13 protein-coding genes and 1 pseudogene are annotated in these 14715 nt (G+C 40.8%); all 14 read left to right on the top strand.

What is annotated here, in order from left to right; translation table 11 throughout:
* Positions 1-38: 38 nt before the first annotated feature.
* Positions 39-1034 carry a hypothetical protein gene (locus SMIDD28_RS07155; RefSeq protein ID WP_061425427.1) on the top strand — a complete coding sequence of 332 codons (996 nt, stop codon included), beginning with the start codon at positions 39-41 and terminating at the stop codon, positions 1032-1034.
* Positions 1024-1488 (top strand): annotated as a pseudogene (locus tag SMIDD28_RS07150) (hypothetical protein); the annotation flags it as partial. The gene SMIDD28_RS07155 and the pseudogene SMIDD28_RS07150, both read left to right, overlap by 11 nt.
* A gap of 30 nt (positions 1489-1518) precedes the next feature.
* The gene (locus SMIDD28_RS07145) at positions 1519-1779 is read left to right on the top strand and encodes a hypothetical protein (protein WP_004236774.1); all 261 of its coding nucleotides are present in this window, start codon (positions 1519-1521) and stop codon (positions 1777-1779) included.
* Between the two features lie 801 nt (positions 1780-2580).
* On the top strand, positions 2581-2907 hold the full coding sequence (locus SMIDD28_RS12225; protein ID WP_155719322.1) for a YSIRK-type signal peptide-containing protein: 327 nt from the start codon (positions 2581-2583) through the stop codon (positions 2905-2907).
* A 150-nt stretch (positions 2908-3057) separates the two neighbouring features.
* Entirely contained in the window at positions 3058-4983 is a 1926-nt protein-coding gene (locus tag SMIDD28_RS07135) for a DUF1542 domain-containing protein (RefSeq protein WP_231075162.1), read from the top strand.
* Positions 4984-5291: 308 nt separating this feature from the next.
* A complete protein-coding gene (locus tag SMIDD28_RS07130; RefSeq protein ID WP_061425426.1) occupies positions 5292-5906 on the top strand; it encodes a hypothetical protein in 615 nt (204 codons plus the stop codon).
* A gap of 311 nt (positions 5907-6217) precedes the next feature.
* Positions 6218-6676, top strand: coding sequence for a DUF4231 domain-containing protein (locus SMIDD28_RS07125; protein ID WP_031233612.1), 459 nt, complete (start codon positions 6218-6220; stop codon positions 6674-6676).
* A gap of 12 nt (positions 6677-6688) precedes the next feature.
* Positions 6689-7297 (top strand): hypothetical protein, encoded by a 609-nt coding sequence (locus tag SMIDD28_RS07120; protein ID WP_061425425.1) that lies wholly within the window; start codon positions 6689-6691, stop codon positions 7295-7297.
* Positions 7290-7700, top strand: coding sequence for a hypothetical protein (locus SMIDD28_RS07115; protein WP_079118520.1), 411 nt, complete (start codon positions 7290-7292; stop codon positions 7698-7700). Before SMIDD28_RS07120 ends, SMIDD28_RS07115 begins: the two co-directional genes overlap by 8 nt.
* A gap of 10 nt (positions 7701-7710) precedes the next feature.
* A complete protein-coding gene (gene ply, locus SMIDD28_RS07110; RefSeq protein ID WP_061425424.1) occupies positions 7711-9126 on the top strand; it encodes a cholesterol-dependent cytolysin pneumolysin in 1416 nt (471 codons plus the stop codon).
* 671 nt (positions 9127-9797) lie between these two features.
* Positions 9798-10514 carry a YebC/PmpR family DNA-binding transcriptional regulator gene (locus SMIDD28_RS07105; protein ID WP_000532883.1) on the top strand — a complete coding sequence of 239 codons (717 nt, stop codon included), beginning with the start codon at positions 9798-9800 and terminating at the stop codon, positions 10512-10514.
* Between the two features lie 176 nt (positions 10515-10690).
* Positions 10691-11152: a MarR family winged helix-turn-helix transcriptional regulator gene (locus SMIDD28_RS07100; RefSeq protein ID WP_061425423.1), complete on the top strand. Its 462-nt coding sequence runs from the start codon at positions 10691-10693 to the stop codon at positions 11150-11152.
* Complete coding sequence (locus SMIDD28_RS07095) at positions 11136-12905, top strand: ABC transporter ATP-binding protein (protein WP_061425422.1); 1770 nt, start codon at positions 11136-11138, stop codon at positions 12903-12905. Before SMIDD28_RS07100 ends, SMIDD28_RS07095 begins: the two co-directional genes overlap by 17 nt.
* Positions 12895-14655: an ABC transporter ATP-binding protein gene (locus SMIDD28_RS07090; protein ID WP_061425421.1), complete on the top strand. Its 1761-nt coding sequence runs from the start codon at positions 12895-12897 to the stop codon at positions 14653-14655. The genes SMIDD28_RS07095 and SMIDD28_RS07090 overlap by 11 nt, the downstream gene beginning before the upstream one ends.
* Positions 14656-14715 lie beyond the last annotated feature (60 nt).

Raw genomic sequence — 14715 nt, 5'->3', positions numbered from 1 at the left:
GATAAAATGTAATAAAAATGATAGAATAAGGGAACGCCATGAATGTCAAAAAGATAATGTCGATTTTTCAATCCTTTTATGTTGATGTCAGTATTGAGGAACTGACTTTGACTTTACCAATCAGTTTTGTAAAAAGGTTTGAGTACACTCAAATGACTTTTCATAAGGAATCATTTTTATTGATTAAAGAAAAGAGAAAGGGCAGTTTGAGTTCATTTGTTACTCAGGCTCGTACTATGGGTGAAAAAGCCAATATGGCTGTTGTTTTGGTGTTTTCAAAGTTATCAGACAGTGAAAAAAAGCAATTACTTCAAGCTAGAATTCCTTTTGTCGACTTCAAGGGAAACCTCTTCTTCCCTCCATTGGGACTAGTACTGAATGCGAATGATACTGAAGTCCCTAAGGAATTAACACCTAGCGAACAATTAACATGGATTGCCTTTTTATTGACAAAAGATCAAAAAGTAGTAGATGTTGATTTGCTTTCACAAGTCACTGGACTTCCAAACTCAACAATTTATAGGTGTTTGAGGACTTTTAAAGCTTTAGATTGGTTAAACAAGCAAAATAAGCTTTACACATATACGGTGTCAAAGAAAGAATTATTCTTAAAATCCGTGTCATGTTTATTTAATCCCATCAAAAAACGGATTTTATTGCCAGATGACGATATAAAGCAGATAAAATCTGTTTCTAACCTTCTATATGGTGGTACTTATGCTTTGTCGCATTCAACTTTTTTAGCTGAAACGGATGAAAATACTAGCTATGTCATATGGCAGAGAAAATTCAATCAGTTATCCTTGCCACTTTCTCAGCATGTTTTAAAAGGAAAGATGCTAGAGATATGGAAATATCGTCCTTTTGTATCTGAGTTTTGGAATGATTTTAAAAATAATCATGATAAACAATTTGTAGATCCGATTTCTCTTTATTTGACCTTAAAAGATGATGGTGATCCACGTATAGAGGAAGAGAGTGAAGTACTAGAAAATATGATATTACAGTATCTGGGAGAAGATGATGCCAGCTAATACGAAAGCTATTTTTCAAGAAATGTTTGCGGATTTTAAGGACTATTATGTTCTGATTGGGGGAACTGCTACCTCTATCGTATTGGATTCGCAAGGATTTAAAAGTCGCACAACAAAAGATTATGATATGGTCATCATTGATGAACTAAAAAATAAGGAATTTTATAATACCTTGAATCATTTTTTAGAATTGGGAGAGTATCAAGGAAGTCAGAAAGATGAGAAAGCACAGCTTTTTCGATTTACAACAACTAAACCTGAGTTTCCTTCTATGATTGAACTATTTAGTATCTTACCACAATATCCATTAAAGAAGGACGGCCGAGAAATTCCCTTACATTTTGACCAAGATGCTAGTTTATCAGCCTTATTATTGGATGAGGATTATTATAATATATTGGTGCATGAAAAAGGAACCGTTCAGGGGTATTCGGTATTGAGTAATTGTGGCCTAATTATTTTTAAGGCTAAAGCTTGGCTGGATATGAGGGAACGCTCTGCTACAGGTGCTCAAGGTTTGAGTAAGTCCATTAAAAAACATTTGAATGACATTACCCGTTTGACAGCTTCCTTGCTAGGAGATGAAAAGTTATCGGCTATAACATCAAGTAGTGCGGTAAAAGCAGACATGCACCGTTTTGTGATAGAATTAGAGCCTGTGAAGTCAACTATTCCTCAAAATGATGATATTTCATTGGATCAAAATGAAATTTTTGAAATCCTGAAAAATTTTCTCGATGGTTAAAATAATTGTAGTGAGATGGCTATATTGAATTTGTCTATCTCTGGAAACTAGGCAAAACTTCAATTTCAGGAGAAAATGAAGGCAATCTTCCCACAATCAAACGTATAGTATCAAGGTTTTTCAAGACCTGATATTATGCGTTTTTTGCTTTTCAAAACTTTTTGCCCAGTCTTTGTTTTTATCCTCTAGTCACTTGATTGTTTCAGGTGGTTTTTTAGTAGTTAAATCTGCGGTCAAGTCCTCTGTAGGCATTAGCTACTGGTGAATCTATGATGTAATACTCTTCCAAAATCTCATCAAACCCGTCAGCGTCGCCTTGTCGTAGGTATCTTACTGACCAAGCTAGTGATGGACTTAGAATAGGTGATTTGGAGCGTCCTAGTGGCTAGGAAATGCTGATCATAGTCCTTTGCTGGGGATAGGGTGTAATGCTCAACTGTTGACCTAATTGATAGGAAGAGAATTACTATAAAATACTCAGGCTTCTATTATATATTTCGAAATGTTTTTGTAATCAAAATGTAACAATGTTGTAACATTGGCACAGAGGATGTTGTACATATATAAATGTAGTACAATTCTTATATATTTGTTAAAAAATAGGCTGTATTAAAAGGTTTTACACATCTTTATATATATATAATGTCGCTTTTTTCTTGCCTTTCCTGACTCTATCTTGTCAGCGAGGGGGTTGATTTGTATGTCAGAAGTGTTACCATATAGTTGATATATTATCGTCTGTCGGCTTTTTGCGCGCTTTCTAAGCTTGGGGAAGCTCTCAGATGAGGAAAGGATTCACTTATGTTCAAGAAAAAGAATGATGGTAATGGAGAGAAAATTTTCCGTTATTCCATTCGTAAATACCATTTTGGGGTTGCTAGCGTTGCGGTTGCGGCTCTGATGTTCTTTGCAAATGGGGTGCAAGCGCAGGCACCTGCAGTATCTTCGGCAATAGCCAGTGATGTAGTTGCTGAATCTGCTGGAACACCAGATAAGGATAAGGATAAGCAGGAGTCAGATGGGGAAGAGCCAGAGAAGGTCTCTCAGACTGAACCGTCGGCTGAGCTCAAGTCTACAGGGGAGTCAAACTCTCCAGAGACTAAAGCCGAGGACGCTAGTAAGAGATAGGAAACAGCTGGCCTTGCTCCTACCAAACCAGAGGCAAAACCAGCTGTTCAAGAAACTTCTCAATCAGAGAGAGAAAAAGAGCAAGACCAGCCCACATCTGCCACTAAAACGACAGAAGCTAAATCACTCCAAGGCAATCTGCAAGCTTTGTTGGAAAAACTAACTCTTAGCTCCATGAAAGCGCTCCACGATGAAGTGGAAGCAGGTCTAGCAGCAGCTAAGGCAGTTTTGGACGACCCAAATGCGACGCAAGCGCAGGTTGATGAGCAAGTAAGACTGATGGAAGAACTGACGAGCCGTGTCAATCAAGCCTTGAAGCCATCGCTACCAAAATTGACAGACTTGGGTGAAGCAAGTTCGACAAATAATAAGCTTGTCGAACCAAACGGAACTGCAACTGAGCAAGCAACTGGTGGAAAGCGTCGTAAAAGAGGTAGTTTGAGCCAAGCCACACCAGCTGTGGATCAGGTGAGCCCAGAAACTGTAGGTAACTCAGAAAAAACTGAATCTAGTGAAAAGCCTAGTCGACAAGAACTCCCAACCTACACCAATACGACAGAAGGTGAGAACGGCGTCTATGGACTAAAAAAGGAATTGGAGGATATCACAAAGGAACTCCGACGGTACGGAGCGTCGGAAGATAAAATCCAAGCAGCAAAAGTAGCAGCTGATAAGTTTAATGAAGCCTTTTCTAAAGGTGATACCATCAGCCAAGAAGATTTTGCGGCTGCCCTAGTCGACCTGAAAAAATCCCGAGACCTCATCGAAGGAGTGCTGGAAGAAAAATATGGTGAGGAAACTACAGCTGAAGGAGTAACTCCTCAACCACGTGATGGTGGCTACTCTGACTTTCGTAGTTCGAGAGCCACAAGAGTTACAAGAGCTGGCGAAAACTACTCTGAGGAATTTAAAAACGCAAGAGAAAGCTACTTTGAAAGGTCAGGTAACAAGGGAAATTCTCCTTATGATAAGTACACCTATGTATTCTTCTCAGACAGACGTCCGAGAGATAATTCTACTGCATTTATTAAGGATGGATATAAGTATCTAAACGTCACAGTAAAACCTACTAATAACGGTTTTAGATGGACAATTGAAATCAATAAAGATAATCATAGGACATTGCCAGGTCGTACAGAAGTGTGGTTCACTGTCCCAAGCGGGCAGACTGTTAAAACAAATACTGTAGGAATCAGTTATCATGACCGTGGCGGGGGAACGCATGCTCCGGCTCAAGATGGTCGAGATTTGGTAGACAAATTAAAGAATGCAAATATAGGACTCGGAGAAGTAACAAAAGGGACTGTTTTAAATAGTGGCTTACGTAGAACATTTGGGCCTACGGCTTTTCCGCGTAATAATTTAGAAGATTTAGCCCGAGGAGGACGCTATAATGCTCATCCTTATGAAAAACAAGCTGAAAGTCGGGAAGCTCAAGCTATATCCGATGAAAAGATAGGCAATATTAAAAAAGATGCTAGTGCATCGTTGTATTACTTCCAACTTCCTAACTCAGACCGTTCTTACAAGCTAACCTTTGACACTGAGGGAAATACTGATATTGCTAAACTAGATTATGCAGCTGGACTTCGTGGACAAGATGGGAATGAAGTTTTCCTTGTGAACCAATGGCATTCAAGAACCACTACGGAGTTCAAAGAGGATGCTCTTAAACAAATAGAACAAGCACGCAGAGATAAAAATAGCAGCATTACTGGCAATAGGAACTTGTCCGAAGTGGAACAAAATGGTGCCACTGCTACAGTTAATACCTATGCAAGGCGAGCTACAGATAAAATCAATAAAGCTCAGAATATCGGCCAAGTTGAGAACGCCCTAGACCAAGGATTGAGTGATATTAGGCGTGTGAACCCAGTAGGGAAAGAGAAAGCGATAGCAGAGCTAGAGAAGAAAGCTCGCGAGAAGAAAGCAACGATAAATGGTCTTGAACACGTAACAACAGAAGAAAAAGCAACCGCCACAAACCAAGTAGATCAAGCCTTAGAGAAAGCCAAAATGAATGTTGGTAAGGCAACTGACCAAGCTTCTGTAGAGAATACTAAAACGACGGCTTAAGCACCCTCGATAAAATTCTTGACGATATCATTGCTCGTAGTAACCAAGGAAGCTCATCCACACCAGGTAATGGTGGCAACCAAGCAGGTTTAGATAGTAGAGGGGATACGGCTAGCCAAGGAGATAGACCAGCTCCATCTGATGACGGCAGTCAAGGCGATGCAAATAACCAAGCTCAGCCTACTACTCCAAGCACTCCAGCTCATTCAGGTGATTCGACGGATCAAGCTACTGGTTTATCTAGTCAACAGAGGGGAACAGGAAATGCGACAGAAGCAGAGTCTCCACAAGGGCTATCTGAAAGTTCTGTGACGGTTCCAACTCGTAGCCGTAGAAGTGTAGCTTTCGCTAGAGGCGCTCAATCGAGTCAAGAGAAACAGGTTGATAAATCAGTCTTAAGAGATTTGATTCAAGACTTGGAAACTCGTTTGAAAGACTTGGATGGTATTGATCAATCTGTCATCGACGCTGCGAAGATCATTCTCGGAGAGGGTCAAGCAGCCCTTAGAAATGCTGACTTGACAGAGGCAGGCTTGAAAGAGATGACTGCTAAGGTCAAAGAAGCTCTCGAATCCTTGAAAGGCAAGCAAGCGACTAAGGATGAAGAAGAAACGAAAGAAACAAGCAAAGAGCAAGGTCATCTTCCATACGGTACCATGATTGGCAGCCTGCTCGCCCTTCTTGGTCTCCTTCTCTTCCTCATCGCTCGTCGCAAGAAAGAGTCAGAACTCAAGAAATTGACCAAGGAATTGACTAAGGTTCTGCAAGAAAGCGACCTTACAAATGTAGATGCGAAAGTCCTCGACCAAGCACGAGAAGCTCTCGCTCAAGCAGTTGCCTTCCTAGCCAATGAGAAAGAGTCTGACCACACAGAAGATGAGTTGATTGAGAAACTCAAAGCTATTCTTGCTCAGTTAAGATAAGCAAAGTTTAGACGAGTCGGAAACTAGCTAGAATAGTGACTGAAAGAATGTTGGAAAAACTCAATTTGAGGTGAACATTCAGAAAATCTTTCTCTGATAAAACGCATAATATCAAGCTTTTTAAGGCAAGGTATTATGCGTTTTTATCATTTTGAACCTTTTTGTTCCATCCTTTTTGTGATATTTTTCCCTCATTTCACAAATATTTCATATTTAGATTTTATAATAAGCTATAGTCCAGTTTTTACTATACTTTGATATTCAAATATGTTATACTATGATTATCAAAGTAAATGAAAGGGGTTACGAACATGACGCCAGAAGAAATGTACCTGACAGAGCGATTGGATGTACAGATAGCTCATTTTTTAAAGAAAAGCGTTCAACATCGTAGACGCTATAAGGTATTAAAAATAACAGAAATCGTGGCAGGTTTTCTCATAGCTGTTTTTTGTGCTATTCCTATGCCAGGTGATCGCTACCGTTTGATTTCGGTTGCCTTGTCCAGTCTAGGCTTGCTGTGTGAGGGGATTCTCAATTTGTATAATGCCAAGGAACACTGGATTTCTTACCAAAAGACTGCGCAACTCCTGGAGAGAGAAAAATTCCTCTATCAATGTCAAACGGAGAAATATGCAGGAAAAACCAAGGCTTTTGCTCTATTTGTCAAGACATGCGAAGGTCTTATCTCAGAGGAAATCAACCAGTGGGAAAGTATCCAGTCAAAAGAAGTGGCAGCTAGTGCAGATGCTCCAGAGAAAAAAGAATAGGAGGTGGAGGAAATGTCTCAATCCAGCTACCTTTTGCCCTTGCTCTGGTTGAAAAAAGAAGCCGATAAGGAAAAGATGAGCGCGACTCAGTGCCAGATATTTTTCTTTTACTATCAACTGTTTGAACTCTTATTTGCTAGAGAAAGCGACTTGAGAGACTTATGTCTGGGAAGGCAAGGTTTTTATTTCTCGCAGTTAGAGAAAGATTTGCTTTCTGGAGTTTCCCACTTTCTAAAAAACTTGGAGGGAAAAGGGACTCTCAAGGCTAATCAAGAAGTATCAGCTCGCAAAGCCCTTTTTCTAGCCTTGACAACTAGCCAGTCAGATTGGCAGGAGTTAGCTCCTGTTTTTGATTTTTATCAGACTATCGGGAGACTTGAACATCCTTCTCTCTTGAGTTCTCAGGACAGACAAGATCTGATATGGATTTACCAGTCAGCTTTGGAGAAAGATTATAGTGTCAAGGTAATTGGCGACAAGCATTTTGTATTGAAGAGACAAGATGCTACTAAATTGACAGGGCGCCAAACTCAAACTTTGGAAATTCTGAGTCAATCAGAAGACTTGGTCAATCCTGTCTATGTTACATTAGGAGAAAAGGGGGTGCTCTTGCTTGATTAAGAGAGGAGATGTTGTAGCTCTTTATTTGCCTTTTCCGACTATTAGTAGCGATTTGGCTGTGAAGAATCATATGTATATTTGTATTGACAACAGCATGACTAAAAACAAAGAGTTAGTTAAAAATCAGACCTTCAAACCAGCTCTCTTGACTAGACGTTTGGTCAAGAACTTTATGATAGAAGAGCCGGATTTAGCTCGTAATCCTTTTACAAGACCAACCTTGATTGACTTAGATAAGGTATTTATGTTGGATAATACGGTCATTCCGACTTCTTATCTAGCCAGACGGCGACGCAATGTCTCAGAAGAATTATACGAGGAAATTTTGGATCACTTAGTCCAACCACAGCTGATTTCGCTGAACAAGTCTGAGTTTATGCAACTCAATCCAGGAACTTATTAGGAGGTAGAAGATGACAAATAAAGTAGTAAATGACTTTATACTAGCTATGGATTACGATAAAAAGAAACTCTTGACCCATCAGGGAGAGAGTATTGAAAATCGTTTCATCAAAGAGGGGAATCAGCTACCCGATGAGTTTGTTGTTATCGAAAGAAAGAAGCGGAGCTTGTCGACAAACACAAGTGATATTTCCGTGACGGCTACCAACGATAGTCGCCTCTATCCTGGAGCGCTTCTCGTAGTGGATGAGACCTTGTTAGAGAATAATCCCACTCTTCTTGCGGTCGATCGTGCCCCGATGACTTATAGTATTGATTTGCCTGGTTTGGCAAGTAGTGATAGCTTTCTCCAAGTAGAAGATCCCAGCAATTCAAGTGTTCGCGGAGCGGTAAACGATTTGTTGGCTAAGTGGCATCAAGATTATGGTCAGGTCAATAATGTCCCAGCTAGAATGCAGTATGAAAAAATCACGGCTCACAGCATGGAACAACTCAAGGTCAAGTTTGGTTCTGACTTTGAAAAGACAGGGAATTCTCTTGATATTGATTTTAATTCTGTCCATTCGGGCGAAAAGCAGATTCAGATTGTTAATTTTAAGCAGATTTATTATACAGTCAGCGTAGATGCTGTTAAAAATCCAGGAGATGTATTTCAAGATACTGTAACGGTAGAGGATTTGAGGCAGAGAGGAATTTCTGCCGATCGTCCTTTGGTCTATATTTCGAGTGTTGCTTACGGGCGTCAGGTCTATCTCAAGTTGGAAACTACGAGTAAGAGTGATGAAGTAGAGGCTGCTTTTGAAGCTTTGATAAAAGGAGTCAAGGTAGCTCCTCAGACAGAGTGGAAGCAGATTTTGGACAATACAGAAGTGAAGGCAGTTATTTTAGGGGGCGACCCAAGTTCGGGTGCCCGAGTTGTAACGGGCAAGGTGGATATGGTAGAGGACTTGATTCAAGAAGGCAGTCGCTTTACAGCCGATCACCCAGGCTTGCCGATTTCCTATACAACTTCTTTTTTACGTGACAATGTAGTTGCGACCTTTCAAAACAGTACAGACTATGTTGAGACTAAGGTGACAGCCTACAGAAACGGTGATTTACTGCTGGATCATAGTGGTGCCTATGTTGCCCAATATTACATTACTTGGGATGAATTATCCTATGATAATCAAGGTAAGGAAGTCTTGACTCCTAAGGCTTGGGACAGAAATGGGCAGGATTTGACGGCTCACTTTACTACTAGTATTCCTTTAAAAGGGAATGTTCGCAATCTCTCTGTCAAAATTAGAGAGTGTACCGGACTTGCCTGGGAATGGTGGCGTACGGTTTATGAAAAAACCGATTTGCCACTAGTGCGTAAGCGGACGATTTCTATTTGGGGAACGACTCTTTATCCTCAGGTAGAGGATAAGGTAGAAAATGATTAGGAGAGAAGAATGTTTGCGACAAAAAGAGGCAATGATCTCTCTGCGAATATCTGAAAGTTTATCTCTTGCCTAGCGATTTCCATTGGAGTATGCTCGTGATGTTAAAATGAGTCTATCAAACAGGGGCTGTAAGAAAAAGTAAAAAGGGTAGTGAAACTCCTTGCTATACAGGGAATTAGCTACCTTTTGCTTGTTTTAGAAGTGCCGTTGTACTAGTCTAACTTCAGTATTTTGTAAAATCAAAAAGAACATAAATTTCTGTTTCAGGAACATATAAATTATGGTTTTGTTTAGAAACTCTTCTATTGATTTCTTAGAATACAATAGTGCATATAAGAATTGTTAAATTTCAAAGTATTTACTTGAACTATGATATGTCTGGAGTAGACTGTCAACAAAAGGTGCAGTATGATTGTTTTTGTCGCTTATATCTACAAACTTCAAACAGTAATTTGAGCGGACTTTGTCAAACTTGTCCGAAACTTTCTATTTGCAGATAATGGTCTAGTTTGTTTTTTGAATGTTGATAAGGATGGAAAGGCAAGGAAATATTAGCAACCAAAGTGCTATCCTAGTTGGATTTACTGAATAAAATCCATTTCCTTTAGTGAAAATCGAAAAAACTTGTGTTATAATAAGAAAGATTAAAATGTGAAAAAAGGAGATTCCTAATGGGACGTAAATGGGCCAATATCGTAGCCAAGAAAACGGCTAAAGATGGAGCTAACTCTAAAGTATATGCAAAATTTGGTGTGGAAATCTATGTAGCAGCTAAAAAAGGTGATCCAGATCCAGAATCAAACTCAGCCTTGAAATTCGTTATCGACCGTGCTAAACAAGCCCAAGTGCCAAAACACGTTATCGATAAGGCTTTGGACAAGGCTAAAGGAAACACAGACGAAACCTTTACAGAAGGACGTTACGAAGGTTTTGGACCAAATGGTTCTATGCTGATTGTTGATACCTTGACTTCAAATGTCAACCGTACAGCGGCCAATGTCCGTGCAGCCTTTGGTAAAAACGGCGGGAACATGGGCGCTTCAGGTTCGGTTTCATACCTCTTTGACAACAAGGGAGTTATCGTATTTGCAGGTGAAGATGCTGATGCAGTCTTTGAGCAATTGCTTGAAGCAGATGTTGATGTGGACGATGTAGAAGCAGAAGAAGGTACAATCACAGTTTACACAGCTCCAACAGACCTTCACAAGGCTATTGTTGCCCTTCGTGAGTCAGGTGTCGAAGAATTCCAAGTGACTGAATTGGAAATGATTCCTCAGTCAGAAGTGGAATTGTCAGGCGATGACCTTGAAACCTTTGAAAAACTTTACAGCGTTCTTGAAGACGACGAAGACGTACAAAAAATCTACACAAACGTAGACGGGTTCTAATTTAACCTAGAGAACATAATCCTAAGTGAAAAAATCACTTGGGATTTTTTGAATCAAGAAAATAGTTCTCTAGGAAACTTTTTCTTGACATCTTTTCTGAAAATGATAAAATAGTTCCCATAGAAACTTATTTGGTTCCTAGGAGAACTAAATGTGATAGTTAGAAAGGAGTTAGTATGGATAAACCGATGTTAGTCTTTAAGCGTTTTGGTCATCAGATTCACCTGATGGTGCAAAAGGAAGCCAAACGTTGTGGTATTGAATTTATGGGTGGGCCTCAAGGTCAGGTTGTGCGTTTTTTGGATAATCGTGAGAAAAACCAAGACTTGGTCTTGATTAAAGATATAGAGCAGGAACTCAATATTACCAAGTCTGTTGCTAGTAATTTGGTCAAGCGTATGGTGCAAAATGGTTTGGTGGAATTGGAAGCGAGTCCTAGCGATAAGCGGGCTAAATTTGTTCGTCTGACGGACAAAGCACGTTCTCAGATGCAAGAGGTTAAGGCCTTTTTTGAACGAATTGACAAGCAGTTGATGGAAGACATTGATGAAGATGAATTACTGATTTTTGAGAAAGTCCTTGCTCAATTACAAGCCAATGTAGAAAGAATGGGAGGGGAAGATGAAGAAACTCGCTAAGCGTATCACAGGAAAAGAATGGGGTATGATTTTACTAGCCATTCTCTTTACCTGCTTTTCGGTCTATCTAGAGTTGGAAGTGCCGACCTATATCTCTAAAATCACGGATTTACTGGGAACTCAGGCTACCAACTTGGATGAGTTATGGCAACCAGCAGGTATGATGGTGGGAATGTCCTTTCTAGCCTTCTTATCCGCAGTTGCAGTTGGATTTTTTGCATCCAGAGTAGCCGCTTCTTATACTAGTAGGCTGAGAAGTGATATTTTTAACCGAGTTTTGGATTACTCGCAGACAGAGATTAAGAAATTCTCTATTCCCAGTCTCCTAACTCGTACCACCAATGACATTACTCAGGTTCAGATGTTGATTACCATGGGCTTGCAAGTGGTTACGCGTGGTCCGATTATGGCTATCTGGGCTATCGGGAAGATTTTAGGTCATTCAGAATACTGGCTCTGGGCCGTACTTGTGGCAGTGATTGTCAACGTTTTAATGACGACTGTTTTGATGACGTTAGCCTTTCCAAAACAGTCCTTGATTCAAAGTCTGACTGATAAATTGAACAGTATTACTCGTGAGAGTTTAACAGGTATTCGTGTCGTTCGCGCTTACAATGCTGAAGAATACCAAAATGAAAAATTTGCAGCAGCAAATGATGAATTGACACGCTTGAATTTGTTTGTCAACTGTCTTATGGCTATTTTGAACCCTATCATGATGGGGATTTCAAGTGGTTTGAGTGTGGCGATTTACTGGATTGGGGCCTATGTAATCAACGATGCTGCTGCGACAGCGCGTTTGCCTCTCTTTAGTGACATGGTTGTTTTCATGTCTTATGCCATGCAGGTTGTCATGGGCTTCCTTCTCATGGGAGCACTCTTCATCGTTCTTCCCCGAACTATGGTCTCTGCCAAGCGGATCAACCAGGTTTTAGATTTACATTCTTCTATCCAAAACCCTGCTCAAGTGCAGCTGGATGATGAAAACCTCAAAGGTCAGGTCGAGTTTAAGGATGTGACCTTCCGCTATGCGGCAAATTCGGAGGCGGTTATTGAGCATGTTAGCTTTAGAGCAGAAGCTGGTCAAACAGTGGCCTTTATTGGGTCAACAGGTTCTGGTAAATCAACTCTAGTTAATCTGATTCCACGATTCTACGACGTATCAGCAGGAGAAATTCTGGTGGACGGTGTCAATGTTCAAGACTATGCCTTAGAAGATTTGCGCAACAAGGTTGGTTATATTCCTCAGAAAGCAGTTCTCTTTTCAGGGGATGTCAAGGGCAATCTAGACTTTGGAAAGAGTCAAGAAACACCGCTGAATGAACAAGCTATGTGGCAAGCCTTGGAATTGGCCCAGTCTAAGAACTTTATCGAAGACAAGGAAGCGGGCTTAGCGTCAGAAGTAGCCCAAGGAGGAACCAACTTCTCAGGTGGTCAAAGACAGCGTCTAGCAATTGCGCGTGCCTTAGCTCGGAAGCCAGAAATCCTCATCTTTGATGCCTCCTTCTCAGCCTTGGACTACAAGACAGACCGTGTCCTACGCCAAGAGTTAGCAGAGAAAACCAAGTCTATGACCAAGCTTATCGTCGCACAGCGTATTTCAACGATTATGGACGCAGATTTGATTTTGGTCTTGGATCAAGGGAAAGTCGTGGGACAAGGCACCCACAGGGAACTTCTAGCTAATAACGAAGTTTACCAAGAAATTGCCTATTCACAACTATCGAAGGAGGAATTGGAACATGGAAAATAAGAAAATGTCTCTTTGGAAACAGAGTAAACCCTATCTTGCAGGTCTCCAGTTTGCCCTTCTGATAGCCTTTCTAGCAACAATCTTATCCAATATCATTACTGTATATGGTCCAACTCGTATCAAGGAAATGACCAATATTATTGCAAGTGGTCTAGAAACAAGTGTGGATGTTGCTGCGGTTGCAGCTATTGGTGCTTTTTTGGCCGTGATTTATGTGATCGGACTTCTATCAAATTATTTGCAGGCATTTCTGTTTACAACAACTATTCAACGTTTTTCAGAGCGTTTGAGAAGAGCTATTGCAGAGAAAATCAATAGCCTACCATTGGGATATTTTGATGGACACTCTCAGGGGGATACTTTGTCTCGTGTAACCAATGACGTTGACACTGCAGCCCAGTCCCTGAATCAAAGTCTGGGAACAGTTCTTTCATCTAGTTTACTGGTCTTAGCAGTCTTGGTAACCATGTTTGGGATGAACTGGATTTTAGCCTTGGTGACGGTTGTTTCAACCCTTATTGGTTTTGTTTTCGTGTCCGTCTTTATGGGCAAATCACAGGGATTTTTTAAGAGTCAGCAACAAGATTTGGCAGCTGTCAATGGCTATGTGGAGGAAATGTACTCTGGCCATAATGTGGTGACCAGTTACAATGCTATCGAGAGCACGAAAGAAGAATTTGCAACATTAAACCATCGTCTGTATGACAGTATCTGGAAGTCTCAGTTTATTTCAGGGATTATGATGCCGATTATGATGTTTATTGGGAACTTTAGCTATGCCTTGGTGATTATCGTTGGTGCAGCCTTGGCTCTGAATGGGCAGATTAGTATCGGGATTATCGTTGCCTTTATGGCCTACGTTCGTATCTTTTCTCAGCCCCTTTCACAAATTGCCCAAGGGATTACTAGTTTGCAACAGGCTAGTGCAGCCATGGGACGTGTCTTCGAATTCCTAGCTGAAGAGGAGATGGAAGATGAATCCCATAAAGCAAGACAATTGAGCGATATGAAAGGTCAAGTGGTCTTTGATCGAGTTTCCTTTGGCTACACACCAGATCGAACTATTATCCATGACTTTTCTGCGACAGCTCATGCAGGTCAAAAGGTTGCCATTGTCGGACCGACCGGGGCTGGTAAGACAACCATTGTCAATCTTTTGATGAAGTTCTATGAGATTGATAAGGGAAGTATCCGCATCGATGGCGTGGATACCAAGGAGATGAAGCGTTCGGAAGTACATGATGCCTTTTCAATGGTCTTGCAGGATACTTGGCTTTTTGAAGGAACCATTCGCGACAATCTTATCTATAACCAAGAGGGTATTAGTGATGAGCGCGTGATTGAAGCCAGCAAGGCTGTAGGGATTCACCACTTTATTATGACCCTACCAGATGGTTACGATACAGTATTGGACGACACAGTGACCTTGTCTGTCGGACAAAAACAACTCTTGACCATTGCTCGTGCTTTGCTGAAAGATGCGCCACTCCTAATCCTAGATGAGGCGACTTCTTCTGTTGATACTCGGACGGAAGAGTTAATTCAGAAAGCTATGGATCGTTTGATGGAGGGCAGAACTTCCTTTGTCATCGCCCACCGCTTGTCAACCATCCGTAATGCTGATCTTATTCTGGTTATGAAAGATGGAAATATCATAGAGCAAGGAAATCATGATGAGCTGATGGCGCAAGCTGGTTTCTATGCAGATCTCTATAACAGTCAGTTTACAGAAGACGAAGCAGAAGAATAAACCAAAAGAAGGCTTGACGGCCTCCTTTTTCTGCACTATACTAGAAGACAAGTGCTTCCC

The organism is Streptococcus mitis (genome assembly GCF_001579045.1).
GTDB lineage: Bacteria > Bacillota > Bacilli > Lactobacillales > Streptococcaceae > Streptococcus > Streptococcus mitis_D.
This window is presented reverse-complemented; position numbering and strand designations above follow the sequence as displayed.

Bases quoted from the DNA above. Each gene is read 5' to 3' on its own strand.
- SMIDD28_RS07155 (WP_061425427.1), top strand. From the start codon at position 39: ATGAATGTCAAAAAGATAATGTCGATTTTTCAATCCTTTTATGTTGAT.
- SMIDD28_RS07145 (WP_004236774.1), top strand. From the start codon at position 1,519: ATGAGGGAACGCTCTGCTACAGGTGCTCAAGGTTTGAGTAAGTCCATT.
- SMIDD28_RS12225 (WP_155719322.1), top strand. From the start codon at position 2,581: ATGTTCAAGAAAAAGAATGATGGTAATGGAGAGAAAATTTTCCGTTAT.
- SMIDD28_RS07125 (WP_031233612.1), top strand. From the start codon at position 6,218: ATGACGCCAGAAGAAATGTACCTGACAGAGCGATTGGATGTACAGATA.
- SMIDD28_RS07120 (WP_061425425.1), top strand. From the start codon at position 6,689: ATGTCTCAATCCAGCTACCTTTTGCCCTTGCTCTGGTTGAAAAAAGAA.
- ply (WP_061425424.1), top strand. From the start codon at position 7,711: ATGACAAATAAAGTAGTAAATGACTTTATACTAGCTATGGATTACGAT.
- SMIDD28_RS07105 (WP_000532883.1), top strand. From the start codon at position 9,798: ATGGGACGTAAATGGGCCAATATCGTAGCCAAGAAAACGGCTAAAGAT.
- SMIDD28_RS07100 (WP_061425423.1), top strand. From the start codon at position 10,691: ATGGATAAACCGATGTTAGTCTTTAAGCGTTTTGGTCATCAGATTCAC.
- SMIDD28_RS07095 (WP_061425422.1), top strand. From the start codon at position 11,136: ATGAAGAAACTCGCTAAGCGTATCACAGGAAAAGAATGGGGTATGATT.
- SMIDD28_RS07090 (WP_061425421.1), top strand. From the start codon at position 12,895: ATGGAAAATAAGAAAATGTCTCTTTGGAAACAGAGTAAACCCTATCTT.